Consider the following 23,902-nt stretch of genomic DNA (forward strand, 5'->3'; position numbering starts at 1 on the left):
CATGCCGCCGCCCGGCTCGCCAGGACACCACGCCCCGCCACCACCGTCCGCGCAGCCACGCCAGCGCCACTGGCTTGGCCTCGTCGTTATCTGCGGCGCGATTGCCGCCGGCGCCTATGGCTGGTACAGCGGCGCCATCGTGATTCCAGACCGCTTCAATCCCTGGGCACCGCTCGATGTCATGGCGCCACCGGATTTCCTGACCGGCTACAAGTTGTCGCGAACCCGCAGCGACCCGGTGCGCTGCCTGAACGCGCTGGCGCAAACCAAAATGGCCTACGACCGCTTGCCCGACCGCGTCACCGGCCCGGGTTGCGGCTTTGAGAATGCGGTCCTCCTGCGCACGGCCGGGGTGCGCCTGGGCGCGCCGCTGTCGCTCAGCTGCCCGATGGCCTTGTCTTTTTTCATGTGGGAACAGCATGCGCTGCAGCCCGCCGCCCAGCAGCACTTCGGCCAGCGCGTAGCCGCCATCGACCACCTCGGCAGTTACGCCTGCCGCAACATCAACCGTGGCGAGGGCTCGGCGCCGAATGCGCCAGGCGCCTCGCGCAGCCGCCATGCCACGGCCAATGCGCTCGACATTGCCGGCTTTACGCTGCAAAACGGAAAGCGCATCACCGTGCTGAAGGATTGGCGGCCTGCCGATGCGGCCACGCCGCCCGGCGCTGAAGCGCGGATGCTGGCCGATGCGCATCAGGGCGCCTGCCGGCTCTTCAACGGTGTGCTCGGTCCCGACTACAACGCCGTGCACCGCGACCATTTCCACCTGGAAACCGGCGGCTACGCCCTGTGCCGCTAGCGGTAGTTTGTTAAAGCCGAAGGTCGCGCCCTGTAAATTCGGGGGCCTGGGGTGGCCTGGGTTGTTACGGATTTTCAAGGGTTTTAGCCCGCCAGTCCAAACAGCACGGGCGTGATCAGCTATAAAACTCGTAGCAGAGGGGAATTTGCGTTATATTTGGCGCCAAGCTTTTGCTGAGCCAAATCCCCATTCCCTGTGACCTGACTGACCCGAGGAGATAACCATGAGTGCCAAAGAAAACGCCGCCGTAAGCCTGCTGCTTGAACTGCTGGAATCGCGCTACGCACTGCGTGTGCTGTGGGCACTGAAAGACGGTCATCCCCAGACCTTCCGGCTGCTCCAGGACAGCATCGGCAACATCACGCCCAACACCCTGAACACCCGCATCAAGGAATTGCGCGCCGCCGGCCTGCTCGGCCATGGCGAAAAAGGCTACACCGTCACCACGCTGGGCGCGGACCTGCTCAAACGCCTGAACGACCTGCAGGCGTTTGCCGGCAAGTGGGCCGTCAGCCAGACCAAGGTCAGCGCCGACAACGCCAAATAAGCGTCAACAACCGGCGTTCTGCGCCGGTCCAACGGCAAACAACAGGCCTTGCGCCTGTTGTTTGCCGTTGGTGCTCATCAAGTCAGCACTGGCGGTCTGCCAGTGCTGCAACCGCCGACATTTCATCGTCAATCGAGAAATCCCTGACTTGAAAAGGGATTTGCCATCCCAAGCTAGTCAACTTAGCAGCTTCAAACCTCTTCTACCAACATGCCCGAGAACAAACAACCCGAACAGAACCAAGACCTGACCGGCGAGCCCAGCCCCGAAGAACTCGAAGCGGCACAGGCGGCCGACGAGTTTGACGCGATGAATGCGGCCAGCGAGGCCCAGGCCCAGCTGGCAGTCCTGCAGGCCAAGAACACCGAACTGTCCGACAACTACCTGCGCGCCAAGGCCGAGGCTGAAAACGCCCGCCGCCGCGCCGAGGATGAAATTTCCAAGGCACGCAAGTTCGCCCTTGAAAGCTTCGCCGAAAGCCTGCTGCCCGTGCTCGACAGCCTGGAAGCCGGCCTGAACATGAAGGAAGCCACGCTGGAGCAGCTGCGCGAAGGCTCGCAGGCCACGCTCAAGCAGCTCAAGGCCGCGCTGGAGCGCAACAAGGTGATCGAGATCAATCCGCCAGCCGGAGCCCGGTTCGATCCGCACCAGCACCAGGCCATCAGCATGGTGCCTGCCGCGCAGGAAGCCAACACCGTGGTGGCCGTGCTGCAAAAGGGCTACCTGATTGCCGAGCGCGTGCTGCGCCCTGCCCTCGTCACGGTGGCAGCGCCGCAATAACGACCCGTTGACGACCTTTTCAACGACAAATAAAAACCTGAAGCACTTGAAGTTGTAGAACTTATCCGCAAGTTTTCAGCAGCTTGATGACCAGGGCAACCCAGCAAGCGGTCCGCCCGGCATCCAAACCTTAACCAAACAAAAACTGGAGTACATCATGGGAAGAATCATCGGTATCGACTTGGGCACGACCAACAGCTGCGTCTCCATCATGGAGGGCAACACGCCCCGCGTCATTGAAAACTCGGAAGGCGCCCGCACCACCCCGTCCATCGTTGCCTACCAGGAAGATGGCGAAGTATTGGTCGGCGCATCGGCCAAGCGCCAGGCCGTGACCAACCCACGCAACACGCTCTACGCCGTCAAGCGCCTGATCGGCCGCAAGTTCACCGAAAAAGAAGTGCAAAAAGACATCGGCCTGATGCCTTACTCCATCGTGCCCGCCGACAACGGCGACGCCTGGATCGAAGTGCGCGGCAAGAAGCTGTCGGCCCAGCAGGTCAGCGCCGACATCCTGCGCAAGATGAAGAAAACCGCCGAAGACTACCTTGGCGAGCCCGTCACCGAAGCCGTGATCACCGTGCCCGCGTACTTCAATGACGCCCAGCGCCAGGCGACGAAAGACGCCGGCCGCATTGCCGGCCTGGATGTCAAGCGCATCATCAACGAACCCACCGCAGCCGCGCTGGCCTTTGGCCTGGACAAGCAGGAAAAGGGCGACCGCAAGATTGCGGTGTATGACCTGGGCGGCGGCACCTTCGACATCTCGATCATCGAGATTGCCGATGTCGATGGCGAAAAGCAGTTTGAAGTGCTGTCCACCAACGGCGACACCTTCCTCGGCGGCGAAGACTTCGACCAGCGCATCATCGACTTCATCATCGACGAGTTCAAGAAGGACTCCGGCGTCAACCTCAAGAACGACGTGCTGGCCCTGCAGCGCCTGAAGGAAGCCGCCGAAAAAGCCAAGATCGAACTCTCGAACAGCGCGCAGACCGACATCAACCTGCCCTACATCACCGCTGACGCTTCAGGCCCGAAACACCTGAACATCAAGATGACCCGCGCCAAGCTGGAGAGCCTGGTCGAGGAACTCATCGAGCGCACGATTGCCCCTTGCCGCGTGGCCGTCAAGGACGCCGGCGTGAGCGTTGGCGACATCCATGACGTGATCCTGGTCGGCGGCATGACGCGCATGCCCAAGGTGCAGGAAAAGGTCAAGGAATTCTTCGGCAAGGAGCCGCGCAAGGACGTGAACCCCGACGAAGCCGTGGCCGTTGGCGCCGCGATTCAGGGCCAGGTGCTGTCGGGCGACCGCTCCGACGTGCTGCTGCTCGACGTGACGCCGCTGTCCCTGGGCATCGAAACCATGGGCGGCGTGATGACCAAGATGATCAAGAAGAACACGACCATCCCGACCAAGTTCGCCCAGACCTTCTCGACCGCTGAAGACAACCAGCCGGCCGTGACGATCAAGGTGTTCCAGGGCGAGCGCGAGATTGCTTCGGGCAACAAGGCGCTGGGCGAGTTCAACCTTGAAGGCATTCCACCGGCATCGCGCGGCACGCCGCAGATCGAAGTGTCGTTCGACATCGACGCCAACGGCATCCTGCACGTCGGCGCGAAAGACAAGGGCACCGGCAAGGAAAACAAGATCACCATCAAGGCCAACTCCGGTTTGTCCGAAGCTGAAATCCAGCAGATGGTGAAGGATGCCGAACTGAACGCCGAGGACGACAAGAAAAAGGTCGAGTTCGTGCAGGCCAAGAACAGCGCCGAAGCCATGGTCCACAGCGTGAAAAAATCGCTGGGCGAGTATGGAGACAAGCTCGACGCCGGCGAAAAGGCAAAAATCGAAGCCGCCATCAAGGACATGGAAGAAGCCCTCAAGAGCGACGACAAGGCCGCGATTGAAGCCAAGAACGCCGCCCTGATGGAAGCCAGCCAGAAGCTCGGCGAAAAGATGTATGCCGACATGCAGTCTTCGCAAGCCGCCGGCGGCGACGCAGGCGCGGCACCCGGTGCCGAACAAGCCCAGGCCAAGCCCGCCGCCGACGACAATGTGGTGGACGCCGAAGTCAAGGAAGTCAAGAAGGGCTAATTTGAGCCGGCCCGAGACGGCTTGCTCAATGCATGAAAATGCGTAGCCAGCGCAAGAGCGGAAACCAGGAGCAATCCCGGCTTTCCGCTTTTGCGTTTTACCGCTTCATGAACTACGCGCCGCTTCCGGCCACCCTTGCCTTTGCTGACCACCGAGAACTTTTAACAATGATTGCCTGACCTGACATGGCCAAAAAAGACTATTACGACACGCTCGGCGTTCCCAAGAACGCCAGCGATGAAGACATCAAAAAAGCCTACCGCAAGCTTGCGATGAAGCACCACCCCGACCGCAACCAGGGTGATACGAGCAAGGTTTCCGAAGACAAGTTCAAGGAAGCCAAGGAAGCTTACGAGATGCTTTCCGATGCCCAAAAACGCGCGGCCTACGACCAGTACGGCCATGCCGGTGTCGATCCCAACCGGGGCGGCGGTCCGGGCGCTGAAGGCTTTGGCGGTTTTGCCGAGGCCTTCGGCGACATTTTTGGCGACGTGTTCGGCGGCCAGCGCGGCGGCGCCCAGGGCGGCGGCGGCCGGCAGGTCTATCGCGGCGGCGACCTGAGCTATGCGATGGAAGTCACGCTCGAAGAAGCGGCAGCCGGCAAGGAAGCGCAAATCCGCATCCCGAGCTGGGACGACTGCACGACCTGCCACGGCAGCGGCGCCAAGCCCGGCACCAAGGTCGCCACCTGCACCACCTGCCACGGCCACGGCGTGGTGCAGATGCGCCAGGGATTTTTCAGCGTGCAGCAGACCTGCCCGCAGTGCAAGGGCAGCGGCAAGCTGATTCCATCGCCCTGCGTGGCCTGCCACGGCGTGGGCAAGACCAAGAACAACAAGACGCTGGAAGTGAAGATTCCGGCCGGCATCGACGACGGCATGCGCATCCGCTCGACCGGCAACGGCGAGCCCGGCACCAACGGCGGGCCGCCCGGCGACCTGTACATTGAAATCCGGCTGAAAAAGCACGACATCTTCGAGCGCGATGGCGACGACCTGCACTGCTCGATGCCCATCAGCTTCACCACGGCGGCGCTGGGCGGCGAAATCGAGGTGCCGACGCTGGCGGGCAAGGCGGCGATTGACATTCCCGAAGGCACCCAGGCCGGCAAGCAGTTCCGCCTGCGCGGCAAGGGCATCAAGGGCGTGCGTTCGAGCTATCCGGGCGATTTGTACTGCCACATCACGGTGGAAACGCCGGTCAAGCTGACCGAACACCAGCGCAAGCTGCTCAAGGAACTCGACGAGTCGATCAAGAAAGGCGGCGCCAAGCATTCGCCCAGCGAAGAAGGCTGGACCGACAAGCTGAAGAATTTCTTCGGCGCCTGACCTGTTGCTGCCTTGATGAAATGCCGGATTCAGTCCGGCATTTTTCATGGCGCGTCCGTTTCAGGCCAGAGTTCACGATGAAATTGGCTATTTTCGCAATACACACGGTCATAGTCCGCTTCTATTTTCATAGCAATCTGAGATTCCGGCCAGGTTTCAGCCCAAAACATGGGCATGCGGGGTCTATTGCCTGGTTTGCAAAAACCCGCCCGTAAAATCATTCGGGCATGCCCCTGATCACCCTCATCCTCCTTCCGTTCATCGGCAGCCTGCTGGCGGCGGTGCTGCCGGCCAATGCGCGCAACACCGAATCCACGCTGGCGGGCCTGATCGCCCTGTTCTGCACGGTGCAGGCGGCGCTGTACTTTCCGCAGATCGCAGGCGGCGGCGTGCTGCGCCAGGAAATCGAATGGCTGCCGGCGCTCGGGCTCAACCTGGTGATCCGGCTGGACGGGTTTGCCTGGATGTTCTGCATGCTGGTGCTGGGCATCGGCTCGCTGGTGGTGCTGTATGCGCGCTACTACATGTCGCCCAGCGACCCGGTGCCGCGCTTTTTTGCGTTCTTTCTGGCCTTCATGGGCGCGATGGTCGGCATCGTGCTGTCGGGCAACATCATCCAGCTGGCTTTTTTCTGGGAACTGACCAGCCTTTTTTCCTTCCTGCTGATCGGCTACTGGCACCACCGCAAGGATGCGCGGCGCGGCGCCCGCATGGCGCTGACGGTGACCGGCAGCGGCGGGCTGTGCATGCTGGCCGGCATGCTGGTCATCGGCCACATCGTCGGCAGCTACGACCTGGACCGGGTTCTGGCCGCCGGGGAGCAGATTCGCGCGCATCCGCTGTACCTGACCTGCCTGGTGCTGGTGCTGCTGGGCGCGCTGACCAAGAGCGCGCAGTTTCCGTTTCATTTCTGGCTGCCGCATGCCATGGCGGCGCCCACGCCAGTGTCGGCCTATCTGCACTCGGCCACCATGGTCAAGGCCGGCGTGTTTTTGCTGGCCCGGATGTGGCCGGTGCTGGGCGGCACCGAGGCGTGGTTCTGGCTGGTCGGGGGCGCGGGCCTGTGCACGCTGCTGATCGGCGGCTACGCGGCGATGTTCCAGCATGACCTGAAGGGACTGCTCGCCTATTCGACGATTTCGCACCTGGGCTTGATCACGCTGCTGCTGGGCCTGAACAGCCCGCTGGCGGCGGTGGCGGCGGTGTTCCACATCATGAACCATGCGACCTTCAAGGCCTCGCTGTTCATGGCGGCCGGCATCCTGGACCACGAAAGCGGAACGCGCGACATCCGCCGGCTCTCTGGCCTGCGCACCATGATGCCGGTGACCGCCACGCTGGCCATGGTGGCCAGCGCGGCGATGGCCGGCGTGCCGCTGCTCAACGGCTTTTTGTCCAAGGAAATGTTCTTTGCCGAAACCGTCTTCATCCAGGCGACGCCGCTGATTTCCCTGCTGCTGCCGGTGGCCGCCACGCTGGCCGGCATGTTCAGCGTGGCCTATTCGCTGCGCTTCACGGTCGATGTGTTCTTCGGCCCGCCGGCCACCGACCTGCCCCGCCAGCCCCACGAACCGCCGCACTGGATGCGCGTGCCGGTCGAGCTGCTGGTGCTGGCCTGCCTGGTGGTCGGCATCTTCCCCGAGTGGACCGTGGGCCGCTTCCTCGATGCCGCAGCGCGTCCGGTGGTGGGCGGCGAGCTGCCCGAGTTCAGCCTGGCCGTCTGGCATGGCCTGAACACGCCTTTTTTGATGAGCATCGTGGCCATGCTGGGCGGCACCCTGATGTATTGGGTGCTGCGTCGCCAGCGCCTGCGGGGCCATGTCGATGCGCCGCCGCTGATGCACCGCATCAATGGCAAACGCCTGTTCGATGGCGCGCTGGCCCTGCTGACCCAGGCCGGGCGCAAGGGCCGGCGGCTGCTGGCCACGCGGCGCCTGCAGTGGCAGATGCTGTGGCTGGCATGCGCCGTGCTGGCGGCGGGCACGCTGCCGATGTGGACCCGGGGCCTGTACGTGGGCGACCGGGCTTCGCTGCCGCTGTCGCCGGCCTTTGCCCTGCTGTGGACGGTGGGCGCGGGTTGCGCCGTGGTTGCCGCCTGGCAGGCCAAATACCACCGCATGGCAGCGCTCGCGCTGATGGGCGGGGCCGGGCTGTGCACCTGCATCACCTTTTTGTGGTTTTCGGCGCCCGACCTGGCGCTGACGCAGCTGGTGGTGGAAACCGTGACCACGGTGCTGATCCTGCTGGGCCTGCGCTGGCTGCCCAAGCGCCATGAAAGCCTGCGGCTGATCGGCCGGGCCGAGCGGCGCGGCACGCGCTTGCGCCGCAACCGCGACCTGCTGCTGTCGGTGGGCGCCGGCACGGGCATGGCGCTGCTGGCCTGGGCCATGATGAGCCGGCCCTTTCCTGAAAGCACCTCGACCTTCTTCCTGGAGCGCGCGCTGAGCGAAGGCGGCGGCACCAACGTCGTCAATGTCATGCTGGTCGATTTCCGGGGCTTTGACACCTTTGGCGAAATCGTCGTGCTGGGCATCGTGGCGCTGACGGTGTATGCGCTGCTGCGGCGCTTTCGTCCGGCGCTTGAAGCCATGGACCTGCCCGAGCAGCAGCGCGCCATGCCGCCCGACCTGGCCACCGACCTGCTCAACCCGCGCCTGGCGCCTGATACCGCCGTGGGCTACCTGATGGTGCCGGCGGTGCTGGCGCGGCTGCTGCTGCCGTTTGCCGTCATGGTGGCCTTGTTCATCTTCATGCGCGGGCACAACGAGCCGGGCGGCGGCTTTGTCGCCGGGCTGGTGCTGTCGGTGGCGCTGCTGCTGCAGTACATCATCTCGGGCACCCACTGGGTCGAAGCGCACATGCCCCTGCGGCTGCGGCGCTGGATTGCCATGGGACTGCTGACCGTGCTGGCGACCGGCCTGGCCTCGCTGGCCTGGGGCTATCCCTTCCTGACCAGCCACACCGCCCACTGGGTGCTGCCGCTGATCGGTGAAATCCATGTGCCGAGTGCGATATTTTTCGACATCGGCGTCTTCGCGCTGGTGGTGGGCTCCACGCTGATGATCCTGACCTCGATTGCCCACCAGTCGGTGCGCGGCCATCGCCACCACGCCCGGATGGCCGAAGACAGCCCGGAGGCGCTGGCCTCGTCCACGCAAACAGGAGGCCTCTGATGGAAATTGTCCTGGCGATGGCCATCGGCGTGCTGACCGGCTCGGGCGTGTGGCTGCTGCTGCGCCCGCGCACCTTCCAGGTCATCATGGGCCTGGCGCTGCTGTCGTATGCGGTCAACCTGTTCATCTTCAGCATGGGGCGGCTGGGACTGTCGCTGGGCAAGGCGCCGGTGCTGGTGCAGGTGCCGGGTGTGCCGCAGAGCCTGTCGCACTATGCCGACCCGATGCCCCAAGCGCTGACGCTGACGGCCATTGTCATCGGCTTTGCCATGACGGCGCTGTTCCTGGTGGTGCTGCTGGCCTTGCGCGGCATGTCGGGCACCGACCATGTGGACGGCAGCCAGGCCGACGATGCGCAGGACATGCCATGACCATGAGCCTGACAAGTTCACTGAACCAGGCGATGGCGCCGCTGATGCCGCACCTGATGCTCGCGCCGATCTTGCTGCCCCTGCTCACGGCCGCGCTGATGCTGCTGATGCGGGAAGACAGGCAGCGCTTCAAGCTGATCGTCAACATGGGCTCGACCCTGCTGGGCCTTGGCGTGTCGCTGGCCCTGCTGGGCTGGGCCGACCAGCAAGGCGCGGCTTCGACCATGGACGTTTACCTGGCGGGCAACTGGCCGGCGCCCTATGGCATCGTGCTGGCGCTGGACCGCCTGTCGGCCATGATGCTGGTGCTGGCCAGCACCATCGCGCTGGCATCGAGCGTGTTTGCCGCCGCCCGCTGGCACCGTGCCGGCGTTCACTTTCACCCGCTGTTCCAGCTCCAGCTCATGGGCCTGTGCGGCGCCTTCCTGACGGCCGACCTGTTCAACCTTTTCGTGTTCTTCGAGATCATGCTGGCCGCCTCCTACGGGCTGCTGCTGCACGGCTCGGGGCGCGCGCGCGTGCAGTCGGGGCTGCACTTCATTGCCATCAACCTGGCCGCGTCGTCGCTGTTCCTCATCGGCGCGTCGATGCTGTACGGCATCACCGGCACGCTGAACATGGCCGACCTGGCGCAAGCCATTCCGCAGGTCGTCGAGGCGGACCGGGGCCTGCTGCATGCGGCCGCCGGCATTTTGGCCACGGCCTTTTTGATCAAGGCGGCGATCTGGCCGCTGAACTTCTGGCTGGTGCCGGCCTACAGCGCGGCGACGGCGCCGGTCGGCGCGCTGTTTGCCCTCATGACCAAGGTCGGGATCTACGTGATCCTGCGGCTGTGGCTGCTGCTGTTTGGCATTGACGCCGGGCCTTCGGCGCAGTTCGGCAGCCTGTGGCTGACAGGCGGCGGCATGGTGACGATGGTGTTTGGCGCCATCGGCATGCTCGGCTCGCAGCGGATTGGCTACCTGGCCGGTTATGGCGCCATCCTGTCGTCGGGCAGCCTGCTGGCCGCCGCCGGGTTCGGCCAGCCCCTGCTGACGGCCGGCCTGCTCTATTACCTGCCGAGTTCCACGCTGGCCATCAGCGCGCTGTTCCTGCTGGCCGACCTGATGGACCGCTGGCGCAATGACGGCGCCAGCCAGTCGCCTTTCGACGACGACGAAGCGCCTTTCCTGACGGCCGAACTGGTGCCCGCCGTGGGCCTGAACCTTGACCAGGACGAGGAAGTGCTCACCGGCCAGGTGATTCCCGCCGCCGTGGCCTTGCTCGGCCTGGCCTTCATGGCCTGCACCCTGGTGATCACCGGCCTGCCGCCGCTGTCCGGCTTTGTCGGAAAATTCGCCATGCTGACGGCCTTGCTCAACCCCCTCGGGCTCGGCCAGCCGGGCGCGCAGCCTCCGGGCGCGGCGGGCTGGATGCTCGTGGCGCTGTTGATCGGCACCGGCCTGCTGGCGCTGATTGCGCTGACGCGTGCTGGCATCCTGCATTTCTGGGCGACCTACGACCGCGCATCGCTGCAGCTGCGCGTGCTCGAAGGCCTGCCCATCGCCTTTTTGCTGGGCGCCTGCCTGCTCCTGACGCTGCAGGCCGGCCCGGTCATGCGCTACATGCAGGCCACCGCCGATGCGCTGCACGCGCCCCACCTTTATGTGCGAGCGGTCATGTCCGCCCGGCCGATACCGGGGCCGCAGGCGCCACGGGTCGAACCCCCGAAGGAGGCGCCATGAAAAAAATCCTGCCCGCGCCGCTGCTGTCGGCGGCGCTGTTCGTGCTGTGGCTGCTGCTGAACCGCACGCTGGGCGCGGGCCATGTGCTGCTGGCGCTGGTCCTGGCGCTGGCGATTCCCGTGCTGACCGCCGGACTGCGGCCGATGCCGGTGCGCATCCGCAGGCCGGGCGTGGCGCTGCGCCTGCTGGCCACGGTAGCTGGCGACTCGGTGCGCTCGAACATCGCCGTGATTGGTTTGCTGCTCAGGCCGGGCAGCCGGCGCCATCCACCCGGTTTTGTGCAGGTGCCGCTGGACCTGCGCGACCCGAATGCGCTGGCGGCGCTGGCCATGATTGTCTGCCTCACCCCCGGCACCGCCTGGGCCGAGCTGTCGCTGGACCGCGCCACCTTGCTGCTGCACGCGCTTGAAGTCGATGACGCCAGCGCCATGGCCGCGCAGATCAAGGCGCGTTACGAGCGTCCATTGATGGAGATTTTTGAGCCATGAACCCGATACTTTCGTGGGCGCTGCCGCTGGCCCTGTGCATGCTGGCGCTGGCCATGCTCTGCACCATGATCCGGCTGATCAAGGGGCCTTCGGCGCAGGACCGGGTGCTGGCGCTGGACTGCATGTACATGAACGGCATGCTGGCGATGCTGATGCTGGGCCTGATCGACGGCAGCAGCCATTATTTCGAGGCGGCGCTGCTGATTGCGCTGCTGGGTTTTGTCGGCACCACGGCGATGGCCAAGTTCCTGCTGCGCGGCGAGGTGATCGAATGACGGGCTTTGTCCTGCCGATGTGGGCTGAAATCAGCGTGGCCGCGCTGGTGCTGGCGGGCGCCGGACTGGCGCTGCTGGGCTCGTTTGGCTTGCTGCGCCTGCCGACGTTTTTCGAGCGCGTGCATGCGCCGGCCATCATCGCCACGCTGGGCTGCTGGTGCGTGATGTGGGGCATGGTGCTTTTTTTCTCGCTCCGGCAGGGTGAGCTGGCCGTTTTTCCGCTGCTGATCGCGGTGTTCATCGCCATCACCGTGCCCATCCCGACCATTTTCCTGATGCGCGCCAGCCTGTTTCGTGCGCGGCAGATGGGCCAGGACGTCCCGCCCAGCGTCAGCCGCGTCGTTCCGCCTGGGGTCAAGGACTCCTGAATTGATAGCTGTAGGTGCCCGCAGCTATTGCGCAGAAGGCTGATTTGGCATGGGAAAGCGTAAAGAATCAGCTTATGCCTTGACGAAATCCTGTGCTTGATTGGTGGCTGGGTTGGCGCTTCTGGGTTGGGCTGGCCGGGGGTTGCCCGGCGGCAAGTAACTTTCTTTTGCTTCGCCAAAAGAAAGTCACCAAAGAAAAGGCGACCCTGCTGTCCGCGACCCTACGCTTCGCTTCGGGCACCCTGCGGTGCTCAGTCCAGCCGGGGTCTCGTGCAAACTCGCCTTCGGCTCAGACAAGCACGAGCCCTTGTCCGTCTGGACTTCCGCTCCTCAGCGCTGACAGAAGGGGGACTCGGGGAAAAACCAATACCAGCAGCCCAACAGCCAACAGCCGAATACGCAGAACGCGCCATGCGCGCTCTGCTCCCCGATTCTGAATCCGAATCCGATCCAAACCCGTCCTGGCCGAGCCTGTGCTGGGCAAGCAAAGCGCAGGGACTCGGACTGCGGGTCGCCTTTCTTTTGCTTACTTTTCTTTGGCGAAGCAAAGAAAAGTGAGTCGGCCGCCGGGCCGAAAACCCGGCCAGCCCAACCAACCAAAGCCAACCCAGCCCCCTCAAGGCAAAAGCGTGATATCCCCGACATAAGCCAGGCTATGGTCAGCCGTATTGTCCGAATCAGCACCCACCAGCACGGCATGCAGCGGCGGCAAAGTCGCGCTTTCCTCGCCGAAGGCCCGGTGAAAATCCGCCGCCAGGTCTTGCCGGTGCGTCACCCACTGGCCCAGGTGCTGCTCGCCGCTGTCCAGCACGATCATCCGCATGCGATGGGTGAAGGCGTTGTGCAGCAGCGTTCCGGGCGGCAGCGTGGCGTCCCACACATAGCACAGCGTGGCGGCGGGCAGGTATTCGCCGCTGACCGAGCGCGCCACGCGCAGCAGGTTGCGCTCGACGAATCCGAGCTGCTCGATGGGCAGGTCAAACAGCGCGCAGACCTTGAGCGGGCTGTCGTCGCCCGCGCGCTGCCGCAGGTCGGCATGGCGCAGCGGCTGGTCCAGGCGCCAGCGCCAATTCAAATGCATGCCGGGCGCCAGCGCAACGTCCGGCAGGTCATGCACCAGGTTGGCGTAGGAATGGTCGGTCTGCACCCGCAGCACCGGATGCCCATCCATCGGCGTGATGTCGAAGTGCGTCAGCGGCTTGTGGCCCCTGGGCAGGGCCACCACGCGCCAGGGCACTGGCGGCTCCGTGCCGCTGGCCGACGAAAAAAGGCTCAGGTGCGGCGCGGCAGTGGGCGCCTCAACCGGCACGGAAGTTTGGCCAAAAGCGGTATTTACGCACACCCACAAAGCACAAGCAGCTATTAAAAAAATAGCATTCCGGCTTGTTGGGAGCGTTGATGGCAAGCGATTCAGGTTCATGTCAAAGCCGTTTCTGGTCGTGGTGTCTGCACGCCCATTAGAGCAGGACCGCCCGGTGTCAAGTGTTTCCAAATCCTCCGCCGCCCGGCGTGTGAATCTCGAACACATCACCCGGCTGCATTTGGGCCTGGCCGATATGCGCCAGCGTTTCAACCCGGCCGTCGGCGCGCACCACGCGGTTCAGCCCGACCTCGCCCGGCTGGCCGCCGGCCATGCCGAAAGCGCCGTATTTTCGGCCGTTGGACAGGATGCTGGCCGTCATCGGCTCCAGGAACCTGACGCGCCGCACACCGCCGTTGCCACCAATCCACTTTCCGGCGCCGCCCGAGTGGGCGCGGATTTCGTAGCTCTCCAGCCGCACCGGAAAGCGGAACTCCAGCACCTCGGGGTCGGTCAGCCGCGAATTGGTCATGTGCGCCTGCACCACCGACGTGCCGTTGAAGCCCGACACCAGCCGGCCCGCATCGTCCATCACGCCGCCGGCGCCCGAGCCGCCCGAGATGGTTTCGTAGTACTGGTGGCGCTCGTTGCCGAAGGTGAAATTGTTCATGGTGCACTGGCCCGCCGCCATGATGCCAAGGGCGCCGTAGAGCGCGTTGGTGATGCAGGTCGAGGTTTCCACATTGCCGGCCACCACCGAGGCGGGCGGGTTCGGGTTCAGCATCGATCCTGCGGGAATGATGACCTTCAGCGGCTTCAGGCAGCCGGCGTTGAGCGGAATGTCGTCGTCCACCAGCGTTCGGAAGACGTAGAGCACGGCCGCCATGCAGACCGCCGTGGGCGCGTTGAAGTTGTTGGTCTGCTGCGCCGATGTGCCGGTGAAGTCGATCTCGGCGCTGCGGTTGTGCGTATCGACGCGAATCGCCACCGTGATCTGCGCGCCGTTGTCCAGCAGCAAGGTGAATTCGCCGTCCTTCAGCCGGGTGATGACGCGACGCACCGATTCCTCGGCGTTGTCCTGCACATGGCGCATGTAGGCCAGCACCACGCCCAGGCCGAAATGCCCGACCATCTTGCGTAACTCCTGCACGCCTTTTTCATTCGCGGCAATCTGCGCCTTCAAATCGGCCATGTTCTGCTGCGGATTCCTTGATGGGTATTCGCCGCTGTTCAGCAGCGCCAGCATCTCGGCCTCGCGCAGCACACCGCGTTCGACCAGCAGGAAGTTGTTGATCTGCACGCCCTCCTCTTCGATGCGGGTGGAAAACGGCGGCATCGAGCCCGGCGTGATGCCGCCGATGTCGGCATGGTGGCCGCGCGAGCCGACGTAAAAAATCGGTTCGGCGCTGTCCAGGTAAACCGGCGTGATGACCGTGATGTCGGGCAGGTGCGTGCCGCCGTGGTAGGGGTCATTCAGCGCATACACGTCGCCCGGCTGCATCCTGCCGGCGTTCTCGCGGATCACGGTCTTGATGCTCTCGCCCATCGAGCCCAGGTGCACCGGCATGTGCGGCGCATTGGCGATCAGGTTGCCCTCGGTATCGAACAGCGCGCAGCTGAAGTCCAGCCGCTCCTTGATGTTGACCGAGTAGGCGGTGTTCTGCAGCTGCAGGCCCATCTGCTCGGCAATGTTCATGAACAGGTTGTTGAACACTTCGAGCAGCACCGGATCGACCGTCGTGCCGGCCGCGAACTTGATGGCACGCTGCGCCCGCCGCTCCAGCACCAGGTGGTCCAGAGCCGTCAGACTGGCTTCCCAGCCGGGCTCGACCACGGTGGTCGCGTTGTGCTCGGCAATGATGGCCGGGCCGGGGATGATGTCGCCGGGCCGCAGGTCTTCGCGCACCACCAGCGCCGCATCAATCCAGTGGCCGCCCGAATACATGCGCACGGTTTCGCGGCGCACTTCGGCCATGTCGCGCGGCGCGTGCAGGGCATGGCGCGGCTCGGCCGGCGCATCGCCCGCCACCACCGATTCGACCGACACGGCCTCGACCACCAGCGCCTTGCCGTGCATGAGGAATGAAAAGCGCTGGCGGTAGGCGGCTTCGAAACTGGCTTCGATTTGCACCAGGCTGCCAAAAGGCACGATCAGCGCCGCGTCGCTACCTTCGTAGCGCACATGCACGCGCAGGTAGCTGGTGACGGCGCCCATGCTGACCTGCTGGCGCTGCAATTCGGCTTCGGCGGTGGCCGCCAGGCGGTCGAGTTTGCCGGCGATGTCAGGCAATGCGGCTTGCGACAGTTTCAGTTCCACCGCCTGCTCGCGGATCACGTTCTGATCGGCCAGCCCCATGCCGTAAGCACTCAGCACACCGGCCAGCGGATGCACGAACACCCGCGTCATGCCCAGCGCATCGGCCACCAGGCAGGCGTGCTGGCCGCCGGCGCCGCCAAAGCACTGCAGCGTGTAGCGCGTCACGTCGTAGCCGCGCGCGACCGAGATTTTCTTGATCGCATTGGCCATCTGCTGCACGGCAATGTGGATGAAGCCCTCGGCCACGTCCTCGGCGCTGCGGCCGGCCTGCAGCGCCAGTTCGCCGAACCCGGCCTGCGCCGCCTCGGCGCTCAAGGGCTCATCGGCCTGCGGCCCAAACACCCTGGGGAAATAACGCGGCTGGATTTTGCCCAGCATCACGTTCGCGTCGGTCACGGCCAGCGGGCCGCCGCGCCGGTAACTGGCCGGGCCGGGGTTGGCGCCAGCGCTTTGCGGGCCGACGCGAAAGCGCTCGCCGTCAAACCGCAACATCGAGCCGCCGCCGGCCGCCACGGTGTGAATGCTCATCATCGGCGCGCGCATGCGAACGCCGGCCACCTGGGTCTCGAACTCGCGCTCGAACTCGCCGGCGTAATGTGACACATCGGTCGAGGTGCCGCCCATGTCAAAGCCAATCACCTTTTCAATGCCCGCAATCGCCGCCGTTCGCGCCATGCCGACGATGCCGCCGGCCGGTCCGCTCAAAATTGCGTCCTTGCCCTGGAACGCATGCGCATCGGTCAGGCCGCCCGACGACTGCATGAAGAACAGCTTGACGCCCGGCATCTCGCCGGCCACCTGCTCCACGTAGCGGCGCAGGATGGGCGACAGGTAGGCATCAACCACGGTGGTGTCGCCCCGGCTGACGAACTTCATCATCGGGCTGGTTTCGTGCGAAGTGCTGATCTGCGTGAAGCCGATTTCCTGCGCGATACGCCTGGCGGCCTTCTCATGGCCGGTAAAGCGGTAGCCGTGCATGAAAACAATCGCAACGCTGCGCAGCCCTTGCTGGTATTGCACCAGCAGCTCCTGCTTCAACAGCGCCTCGTCCAGCGGCCGAAGCACTTCGCCCTGCGCGCCGACGCGTTCATCGGCTTCGACCACGGCGCTGTAGAGCAGTTCGGGCAGCACGATGTGGCGGTCGAACAGGCGCGGCCGGTTCTGGTAGGCAATGCGCAGCGCATCCCGAAAGCCGCGCGTGGTAACCAGCAGCGTGGGCTCGCCCTTGCGTTCGAGCAGCGCATTGGTGGCGACCGTGGTGCCCATCTTCACGCACTCCACCACGTCGGCTTGAATTGCCTCGCCGCTTTTCAGGCCCAGCAGGTGGCGGATGCCGGCGACCGCTGCATCGCGGTATTGCTCGGGGTTTTCGCTCAGCAGCTTGTGCGTGACCAGCGAGCCGTCGGGCTTCCTGGCAACGATGTCGGTGAAGGTGCCGCCCCGGTCAATCCAGAACTGCCAAAGTTTTTTCATGGGCTTGTCTTTCAGGACAGCGCAGCCAGGACCGGCCCGGGCTGCGCGGTTAAAGTCATGGCTGCATTGTCACGTCAACCACCTGCTTTTATCCATGCTGCCTGTTCTTGCCATCTGTATCGGCGCCTCGCTGGGCGCGCTGTCCCGCTGGGGCTTGTCCCTGTGGCTGTCGCCCGGCGGCCTGATTCCCTGGGGAACGCTGGCGGCCAACCTGCTGGGCGGCTACCTGATCGGCATGGCCATTGCGGTGTTCCAGGCCATGCCGCAGATTGACCCGGTCTGGCGCCTGCTGCTGATCACCGGCTTTCTGGGCGGGTTGACGACGTTTTCGACCTTTTCGGCCGAGGTCGTGACCTACCTGCTCGAAGCGCGCTACGGCATGGCCGCAGGCGTCGCCGTGATCCATGTGATGGGCTCGCTCTTGATGACGGCGGCAGGCATCAAGACCGCTCTGTTTTTTATAGCTGCCCAGACTCATTAGCAGAACATTGCCAAACATCATAAAACTGGAGTTCTGAGACATGCAAATCGAAGCCATTCGTCTAAAAAATTTTCGTACCTTCAAGGACGTCAACCTGCGCGATATTCCACGCTTTTGCGTGCTGGTGGGTGCCAACGGCACGGGCAAAAGCACCTTGTTTTCGGTGTTTGCCTTCCTGCGTGACGCAATGACCACCAACCTGACAGCGGCTCTGGGGCGGCTGGGCGGCAGCCGTGGCCTAAATGAAGTGCGCAGCCGGGGAACCACCGGCCCCATGGAAATCGAGATCAAGCTGCGCACCGTGCTTGCGAGCGGCAAAAGCCAGCTCATTACCTACGAGCTGCACATTGGCGAGTTGAACGGCCGTCCCGCCGTTACCCGTGAAATCCTGAAATACCGGCGAGGCAGCCGGGGACAGCCCTGGCATTTTCTCGACTTCTCCAACGGTGTGGGCGAAGCCGTGACGAATGAGCTTGACTCCGTGACGGATGAGAGCCAACTCAAGCGAGAACAGCAAACCCTCAAAAGCCCGGACATTCTGGCCATCAAGGGGCTGGCGCAGTTTGAGCGCTTCCCTGCCGTGGTGGCGCTGGGCAACCTGATAGAAAATTGGCACCTGTCGGACTTTCACATCAGCCGAGCCCGCCCCGAAGCGGAAGCAGGTTATGCCGATCATCTGTCGCGTGAAGGTGAAAACCTGTCGCTGGTGGTCGAGTACCTCTACAAAAACCACCCCGACACCTTTCAAAAAATCCTCAACCGCCTGCAGTCTCGGGTGCCAGGTGTTACCAAGGTGGAAGCCAAGACAACCGAAGAAGGCCGCGTGCTGCTGAAGTTCCAGGACGGAGCATTTGAAGATCCATTTCTAGCGCGTTACGTGTCTGACGGCACCATCAAGATGCTGGCCTATCTGGTGCTCTTGTTTGACCCGACACCCCATCCTCTGCTGTGCGTGGAGGAGCCAGAAAACCAGCTCTACCCTTCATTGCTGTCGGACCTGGCCGAAGAGTTTCGCGCCTATGCGCAGCGGGGCGGACAGGTCTTCGTGACCACGCACTCTCCAGATTTTCTCAATGCTGTCGAGCTGGATGAAGTGTTCTGGCTGGTCAAGGAGGGCGGCTACTCGACGATTCATCGCGCACGCGATGAGGCCCAACTCAAAGCTTACATGGCAGAAGGCGACCAGATGGGCTACCTGTGGACAAGTGGCCTGTTTGAAGGCGCCAATCCATGATTGAGCATCTGGTGTTCTTTCTGGAAGGCCCCTCCGAGAAGGATTTTTTGCAGGGTATATGGCCCACGGTGATGCCAGCGCATATCACGCCGCATTTTCAAGTTTTCCAGGGCAAGCAGGATCTGGAAAAGCAACTGGTGCGGCGCATGAAATACTGGCTCAAGCCGAACAGCCGTTTCATCGTGATGCGCGATCAGGACAGCGCAGATTGTGCCGACATCAAGGCGCGGCTGCGGCGCCTGTGCGATGAGGCCGGTCAGCCAGCAGCAGTCATACGAATTGCCTGCCGGGAACTGGAGAGCTTTTTTGTCGGAGACTGGGCTGCCATTGCTGCGGGGTTTGGCAAGCCTGCGCTAGCCGCCCAGGCGAAAAAAGCCAAATACCGCACACCCGACGAACTGGGCAACCCGGCAGAAGAAATCAAGCGACACCTCCCCAGCTACCAAAAGCGCGAAGGCGCACGCAAGATTGCGCCTCATCTCAAGACCGTCAACAACAAGTCGCCAAGTTTCCGGGTCTTGATGCAAACGCTTGAGGATATGGCTAAGGGGTAATGTCCAGCGCCATTGTCATGACGGCGGCAGGCATCAGGACCGCTCTGTTTTTTATAGCTGCCTGTGCAGGCTAGACGTGCGCAAAAGCACTTTTTGACTCACTAGCTTGATGCCAGCGCCCAAGAATCACGCGTCGCCCAGCCCAATCGGCGCTGGCGCCCGCATCACGATGCGCGTGAACAGGCGGTCATAGGCCGGGTCGGGCGAATATTTGCCGGCCAGCGGATCGCAGTTCTTCTCGAAGGCCGCATCGAGTTCCTTCCATTCGGCAGGGGTCAGCACTTTTTCGGCTTCGGGCAGGATCACGGTTTCCTCAAGCCGCATGTGCTCCAGGTAAAACTTCACGTAGCGATTGCACTCGGCCACGAAAGCCGGCCTGCGCGGCTCGCCCAGGAGTTCCCAGGCCAGCAGCAGGTGCTGCAGTTCGCGCACGGCTTTTTCACCGTTGATGTGGTCGTTTTCCAGCTTCTGCACGGCGGCCATGAGCGACGGCGAAGCACGGACCACGCGCGGAAACAGCAGGTCGGATTCCTTGGGGTGATGCAGGCGCTCGGGGAATTCATCAATGTAGAACAGCATGGCGCGCAGCACGTCGAAGAACTGCTCGGGGTTGTCTCCGGGGCCGTGCTCAACCATCATGGTCATGGAGCGGAGCATGGCGGCCAGTGACGAATGCTCGTCGCGAATGATTTGCAGGCTGGTGTGTTTGATAGCAGTCTCCCGGATTATTGTGATGAAGCCAGAGAATGCCCCGAGCCTGGCTTGAGCGCCATGACACAGGTCAAAGTTTTATCGGCTTCAACACCTGTTGAAACAGGGCGTTACACACTGGTCAAGCCCGGGTGGACCAGCCTTCAATGCTTGTGGGCGCCGTGGTCGCCGGCTTTTTCATCAACCGGCCCTGCGTCGTTTCCGGCGGCTGAAGGAGCCACCGCACTCACGGGCAGCGTCAGTTCAAGCCGGCTTTCAACGCCCTTGGCATCCTGCAGGCGCAGCGTGAGCGGCACCGTGCTGCCCTTGGGCAGGGGCTGCTTCAGCTCCATCAGCATGACGTGGTAGCCGCCGGGCTGCAATGGCACGGTCTGGCCGGCCGGCAAATCCAGCACGGGCACGGCGCGCATTCTCATGATGTCGCCTTCCATCTTCATTTCATGCACCTCGGCAACGCCGGCCACGGGTGACAAAACGCCGACCAGCCTGGCGCCGTCCCTGGCGGTGATGCGCATGAACGCGCCCGTGCCTTGCTGGCCCGGCACGGTGGCGCGGACCCAGGCGCCCTTGACCTCGACGGTTTGGGCATGAAGGGCGCTGCAGGCCAGCAGCAAGGCTGCGGTCAATATTTTGAATTTCATGGGAATCTCCGGTGGTCAGGTTGAAAAAATTCAGAAGCCGGCATGATTCACGCCGGCGCGGTGCTCAGTGCTGATGGGCGCCTGGCGCATGCACCATGGCGGGCATGGGTGCGGCGGCTTCGGGGCCGGTGACTTCCAGCAAGACCGCAGGCGATTTCAGGCCTTTGGCGGAATTGCCCGAGGCCGGAGTCTCACTCCAGTCGTTGCTGCCGCTTTCGCAGGTCTGCAGCACCTTGAACCACAGCGGCCCGGTGGTTTCCGGCAATTTGCCGCGCAGCACGAACTCGTCGAAAAACGCATCCTGCAGCGCCGCCTCCTTGCCGGCCGCCGTCCAGGCCACCACGGTGACGTCTTCGGTGACCGGCTTGCCGTGGCTGTCGTAGGGTCTGGCGAGTTTTTCCTGCTGGACGGACAAGGTCCAGCCGGCTTTCGGGTAGGGTTTGGCGCCCTGGAAACCGGCGGGGATTTGAACCCTGATGCCCGTCGTCGCCGAGCCCTGGCAGCCGTGGCCGACCTGGAAAACAGCTTTGTAGGTGCTGCCGGCCAGCGCCGTTTTGGCGTCCAGGGAAATATGAGAAAAAGCGGGCATTGCGCTGATGCAGAGTGCGCCGGCAGCTATCATTTTTATAGCTATTGAAGGGTTCATGATGGATTGTTGAAAGTGCGATGAGATCAAGTGGAGGTGGAAAGTAATAACTTCCCGTTCGTCATTCCCGCGTAGGCGGGAATCCAGCAACACGGATTGAACACTCAAACGAGTCTGGATACCCGCCTTCGCGGGTATGACGCAGGGAAGTTATTGTTGACCTAAGTGGTTTGTGGCTCACAGGTCGAACTTCAGCTCGGCCATGTAGCTGCGCTGCGGATACGGGTGGAAGTTCCAGTACTTGTCGTTGTTCAGGTTCTCGATGCCGAAGGCCGCCGCGACGGTTTTTCTGACCTGCCAGCGCACGCGCAGGTCGGCGGTGAAGTACCTGCTGACGCCCTGGTAGGTGGTGCCGTTCACATCGGCATTGTTCAGCGTACGGAACTGCGCGCCGCTGTAGCGCGCCCCCAGCGTGGCCGTCCACTGCGGATTGAAGCGATAGCTCGCCACGGCCGTGGCGCGCCAGCGCGGAATATTGGGCTGCTGCTTGCCGACGGTGTCGCCCGGCGTGGCGACAAAACCGCTGTTTTCCTTGATGACCGAATCGGCGTAGGTGATGCTGCCGCCTAGGTCCAGCCCCTTCATGCCCACGTCAAAACCGTTGTAAGCCGCTTCAAGGCCCTTGGTGGCGATGCGGCCGATGTTCTGCACCCGGCTGATGTTGAGGTTGGCCGCCGAATCAAACGTGGTTTGCGAATACAGCGCGTCGCGCGTGTTTTCGGTGAAGAAGGTCAGGCGCAGCAGGCCGCTGCCCAGGTCTTTTTCCGCCGTCAGCTCGGTGGTCCACGATTTTTCAGGCCGCAGGTTCGGGTCGTTGATGTATTGCGAATTGGCCGTCGAGGTCGCGCCATAGAGTTCGCCCACGGTCGGAAAGCGCACCGCCCGGCCCGCCGAGGCCTTGAGCACGGTGTCCGCTGCCCACTGGTAGGAAAGCGCGGCCTTGGGCGAGACAAAACTCTCGCTGCGCGAAGGAAAACCCAAGGCGCTGCTGGCCGAAAAATCAGTCAGGCCGTTCGACGCCGTCCAGCGCTCCAGCCGCGCGCCCAGCACGGTCTTCCAGCCCGGCGCGAAGGCCCAGGCATCCTGCGCGTACAGGCTTTGCAATTGCGTGTCGCCGCGCACCTGGCTGGCAAGTAGCCCGGCACCATCGGCCTGCCAGTTGCCGGCGATATTGTTGGTGCGATAGCGCAGCTTGTAGCTGTCCTGCTGCACGCCAAAGTCGGCGATGTGCGCGCCCTGGATGCCCTGCGGGCGCCAGATGCCCTTCAAGGCCAGCGTGTTCCAGCCGGTGCCGCTGCCATCGGCAAGCGTGCCCGCGCCGCCCGTGGCCGCTGCCGGCAAAGGATTGCCGGCAGCGTTCTGGCGCTTGAGGTCGCGGCTGTAGTCGTACAGGCTGGCGGCCACTTCCCAGTCCCATTCGCCCAACGCGAGGCTCTTGACCGACAGGCCGTGCATGACGTGGCTCAGGCTTTCGTTGGTCAGCGCAAAGTCGCCGCCCGTCAAATTGAAGGACCGGCCATTGATGTTGACCAGTCCGCTGTAAACCGGCTGCCCGGCCGCATTGCGCAGGTAGGACGCCGGGCGGCCCTCGGAGGTGTTCTGCCAGTAGCCCAGCGTGTAGGCGGCGCGCAGCGTGGGCGTGATGTCGTAGGCCAGCTTGATCTTGAGGTGGTCCTGGACCGTGTGGTACTCGGTGCCGGTGCCCAGGATGTACCACGGCGCATCGGCGTTGTTGCGCTCAAGCACCGCGCCGAAGACCGCCGTGCCGGCATTGCCGGGCGTTCCGGTGGCCACGACGCGGGCCGGGAAGGTCAGCGGCTGGCCATGGCTGTCGGTGTGGCTGGCGTTGATGAACCACGACCAGTCGCCGCTCTTGTTGCCCAGCGAGGCGCTGGCCTGGGTGGCGCTGTAGGTAGCGCTCGTGCTGTACAGCTCGAACGGCTGGCTGACGTGGCTGATGCCGGCGTGCGCCTCGAACTTCGTCGGCATGCGCGTGACGTAGTCCACCACGGCGCCGACCGAGTTGCCGGCGTAGGCGGCGGAAAACGGGCCGTACATCACATCGACGCGCTCGATTTCCTCGGGCGTGACCAGGCCCCAGCGCGGCGGAAAGCTCAAGCCGCCGACACCGTTGCCGAGGTAGTTCGACAGCAAAATTCCGTCGGCATACACCGCCGAGCGCGCGCTGTTGCCGGTGCCCGAGGCGCGGCTGGACAAAATGGCGTGGTTGTAGTCGCCGATGTAGCGCTTGCGCACCAACAGGCTGGGCAGGTACTTGAGCGCGTCCTCGCTGTCGGTGGCGTTGATGGTCTGGGCCAACTGCTCGCGCGTGACGCCCTCCATGGTGGTCGGGATCTGCGTGGGCAGCGAGGTTGGCTGGCCGCTGTTGATGGTGACCACGCCCAGCGACTTGACCGGTGCGTCAGGCGGAGCATCACCGGCCGGGGCCTGGCCAAACGCCGCCAGGGGAAGCATCAGCGCGGCAACGGCAGCGGCGATGCCCGTCGGATGAAAGGGAAAAAATGAACGGAAATATCTTGGGGATTTCATGAAACACACGATTGAACGGAACGATAAAAGGCGCGCAGACC

At 63.7% G+C, this 23,902-nt stretch carries 20 protein-coding genes; 14 read left to right on the top strand and 6 right to left on the bottom strand.

Translation table 11 applies throughout. The features are described from left to right. Position 1 precedes the first annotated feature (1 nt). From ABLV49_RS12905 to mnhG, 11 genes are all read left to right on the top strand, one after another. A complete protein-coding gene (locus tag ABLV49_RS12905; RefSeq protein ID WP_349276952.1) occupies positions 2-799 on the top strand; it encodes an extensin-like domain-containing protein in 798 nt (265 codons plus the stop codon). A gap of 223 nt (positions 800-1,022) precedes the next feature. Beyond that, the gene (locus ABLV49_RS12910; protein WP_349276954.1) at positions 1,023-1,346 is read left to right on the top strand and encodes a winged helix-turn-helix transcriptional regulator; all 324 of its coding nucleotides are present in this window, start codon (positions 1,023-1,025) and stop codon (positions 1,344-1,346) included. A gap of 210 nt (positions 1,347-1,556) precedes the next feature. Further along, positions 1,557-2,126: a nucleotide exchange factor GrpE gene (grpE, locus tag ABLV49_RS12915; RefSeq protein ID WP_349276956.1), complete on the top strand. Its 570-nt coding sequence runs from the start codon at positions 1,557-1,559 to the stop codon at positions 2,124-2,126. A 157-nt stretch (positions 2,127-2,283) separates the two neighbouring features. Further along, on the top strand, positions 2,284-4,227 hold the full coding sequence (gene dnaK, locus ABLV49_RS12920; protein WP_349276958.1) for a molecular chaperone DnaK: 1,944 nt from the start codon (positions 2,284-2,286) through the stop codon (positions 4,225-4,227). A 185-nt stretch (positions 4,228-4,412) separates the two neighbouring features. Beyond that, on the top strand, positions 4,413-5,555 hold the full coding sequence (gene dnaJ, locus ABLV49_RS12925; protein WP_349276960.1) for a molecular chaperone DnaJ: 1,143 nt from the start codon (positions 4,413-4,415) through the stop codon (positions 5,553-5,555). 227 nt (positions 5,556-5,782) lie between these two features. Then, the gene (locus ABLV49_RS12930; RefSeq protein ID WP_349276962.1) at positions 5,783-8,728 is read left to right on the top strand and encodes a monovalent cation/H+ antiporter subunit A; all 2,946 of its coding nucleotides are present in this window, start codon (positions 5,783-5,785) and stop codon (positions 8,726-8,728) included. Next, a complete protein-coding gene (locus tag ABLV49_RS12935; RefSeq protein WP_011800924.1) occupies positions 8,728-9,099 on the top strand; it encodes a Na+/H+ antiporter subunit C in 372 nt (123 codons plus the stop codon). Before ABLV49_RS12930 ends, ABLV49_RS12935 begins: the two co-directional genes overlap by 1 nt. Before the next feature lie 2 nt (positions 9,100-9,101). Further along, positions 9,102-10,823 (top strand): monovalent cation/H+ antiporter subunit D, encoded by a 1,722-nt coding sequence (locus tag ABLV49_RS12940; RefSeq protein WP_349281705.1) that lies wholly within the window; start codon positions 9,102-9,104, stop codon positions 10,821-10,823. Continuing rightward, positions 10,820-11,311 (top strand): Na+/H+ antiporter subunit E, encoded by a 492-nt coding sequence (locus ABLV49_RS12945; RefSeq protein WP_349276964.1) that lies wholly within the window; start codon positions 10,820-10,822, stop codon positions 11,309-11,311. The genes ABLV49_RS12940 and ABLV49_RS12945 overlap by 4 nt, the downstream gene beginning before the upstream one ends. After that, entirely contained in the window at positions 11,308-11,586 is a 279-nt protein-coding gene (locus tag ABLV49_RS12950) for a K+/H+ antiporter subunit F (RefSeq protein WP_349276966.1), read from the top strand. The genes ABLV49_RS12945 and ABLV49_RS12950 overlap by 4 nt, the downstream gene beginning before the upstream one ends. Next, on the top strand, positions 11,583-11,954 hold the full coding sequence (gene mnhG / locus ABLV49_RS12955; RefSeq protein WP_349276967.1) for a monovalent cation/H(+) antiporter subunit G: 372 nt from the start codon (positions 11,583-11,585) through the stop codon (positions 11,952-11,954). The genes ABLV49_RS12950 and mnhG overlap by 4 nt, the downstream gene beginning before the upstream one ends. Positions 11,955-12,570: 616 nt before the next feature. On the opposite strand, the gene ABLV49_RS12960 is transcribed toward mnhG, so the two are convergent. Together ABLV49_RS12960 and ABLV49_RS12965 are read right to left on the bottom strand one after the other, a co-directional pair. After that, the gene (locus ABLV49_RS12960; RefSeq protein WP_349276969.1) at positions 12,571-13,263 is read right to left on the bottom strand and encodes a DUF3047 domain-containing protein; all 693 of its coding nucleotides are present in this window, start codon (positions 13,261-13,263) and stop codon (positions 12,571-12,573) included. 169 nt (positions 13,264-13,432) lie between these two features. Then, positions 13,433-17,044, bottom strand: a complete 3,612-nt coding sequence (locus ABLV49_RS12965; RefSeq protein WP_349276971.1) for a hydantoinase B/oxoprolinase family protein — start codon at positions 17,042-17,044, stop codon at positions 13,433-13,435. A gap of 94 nt (positions 17,045-17,138) precedes the next feature. Between ABLV49_RS12965 and crcB the strand changes: the two genes are divergently transcribed. The 3 genes from crcB to ABLV49_RS12980 are packed head-to-tail and all read left to right on the top strand — an operon-like array spanning position 17,139 to position 19,313. Next, on the top strand, positions 17,139-17,525 hold the full coding sequence (gene crcB, locus ABLV49_RS12970; RefSeq protein WP_349276973.1) for a fluoride efflux transporter CrcB: 387 nt from the start codon (positions 17,139-17,141) through the stop codon (positions 17,523-17,525). A 40-nt stretch (positions 17,526-17,565) separates the two neighbouring features. Beyond that, positions 17,566-18,759, top strand: a complete 1,194-nt coding sequence (locus ABLV49_RS12975; RefSeq protein ID WP_349276975.1) for an AAA family ATPase — start codon at positions 17,566-17,568, stop codon at positions 18,757-18,759. Further along, a complete protein-coding gene (locus tag ABLV49_RS12980; RefSeq protein WP_349276977.1) occupies positions 18,756-19,313 on the top strand; it encodes a DUF4276 family protein in 558 nt (185 codons plus the stop codon). Before ABLV49_RS12975 ends, ABLV49_RS12980 begins: the two co-directional genes overlap by 4 nt. A gap of 126 nt (positions 19,314-19,439) precedes the next feature. Here the strand turns inward: ABLV49_RS12980 and ABLV49_RS12985 are convergent, their stop codons facing one another. From ABLV49_RS12985 to ABLV49_RS13000, 4 genes are all read right to left on the bottom strand, one after another. Then, positions 19,440-19,970 (bottom strand): hemerythrin domain-containing protein, encoded by a 531-nt coding sequence (locus ABLV49_RS12985; RefSeq protein ID WP_349276979.1) that lies wholly within the window; start codon positions 19,968-19,970, stop codon positions 19,440-19,442. 197 nt (positions 19,971-20,167) lie between these two features. Then, positions 20,168-20,665, bottom strand: a complete 498-nt coding sequence (locus tag ABLV49_RS12990) for a copper chaperone PCu(A)C (RefSeq protein ID WP_349276980.1) — start codon at positions 20,663-20,665, stop codon at positions 20,168-20,170. A 64-nt stretch (positions 20,666-20,729) separates the two neighbouring features. Continuing rightward, positions 20,730-21,311 carry a YcnI family copper-binding membrane protein gene (locus ABLV49_RS12995; RefSeq protein ID WP_349276982.1) on the bottom strand — a complete coding sequence of 194 codons (582 nt, stop codon included), beginning with the start codon at positions 21,309-21,311 and terminating at the stop codon, positions 20,730-20,732. A gap of 177 nt (positions 21,312-21,488) precedes the next feature. Then, complete coding sequence (locus ABLV49_RS13000) at positions 21,489-23,786, bottom strand: TonB-dependent receptor (RefSeq protein WP_349281707.1); 2,298 nt, start codon at positions 23,784-23,786, stop codon at positions 21,489-21,491. Between the last annotated feature and the right edge of the window lie 116 nt (positions 23,787-23,902).

Source organism: Polaromonas hydrogenivorans, from assembly GCF_040105105.1.
Taxonomy (GTDB): Bacteria; Pseudomonadota; Gammaproteobacteria; order Burkholderiales; family Burkholderiaceae_C; genus Polaromonas; species Polaromonas hydrogenivorans.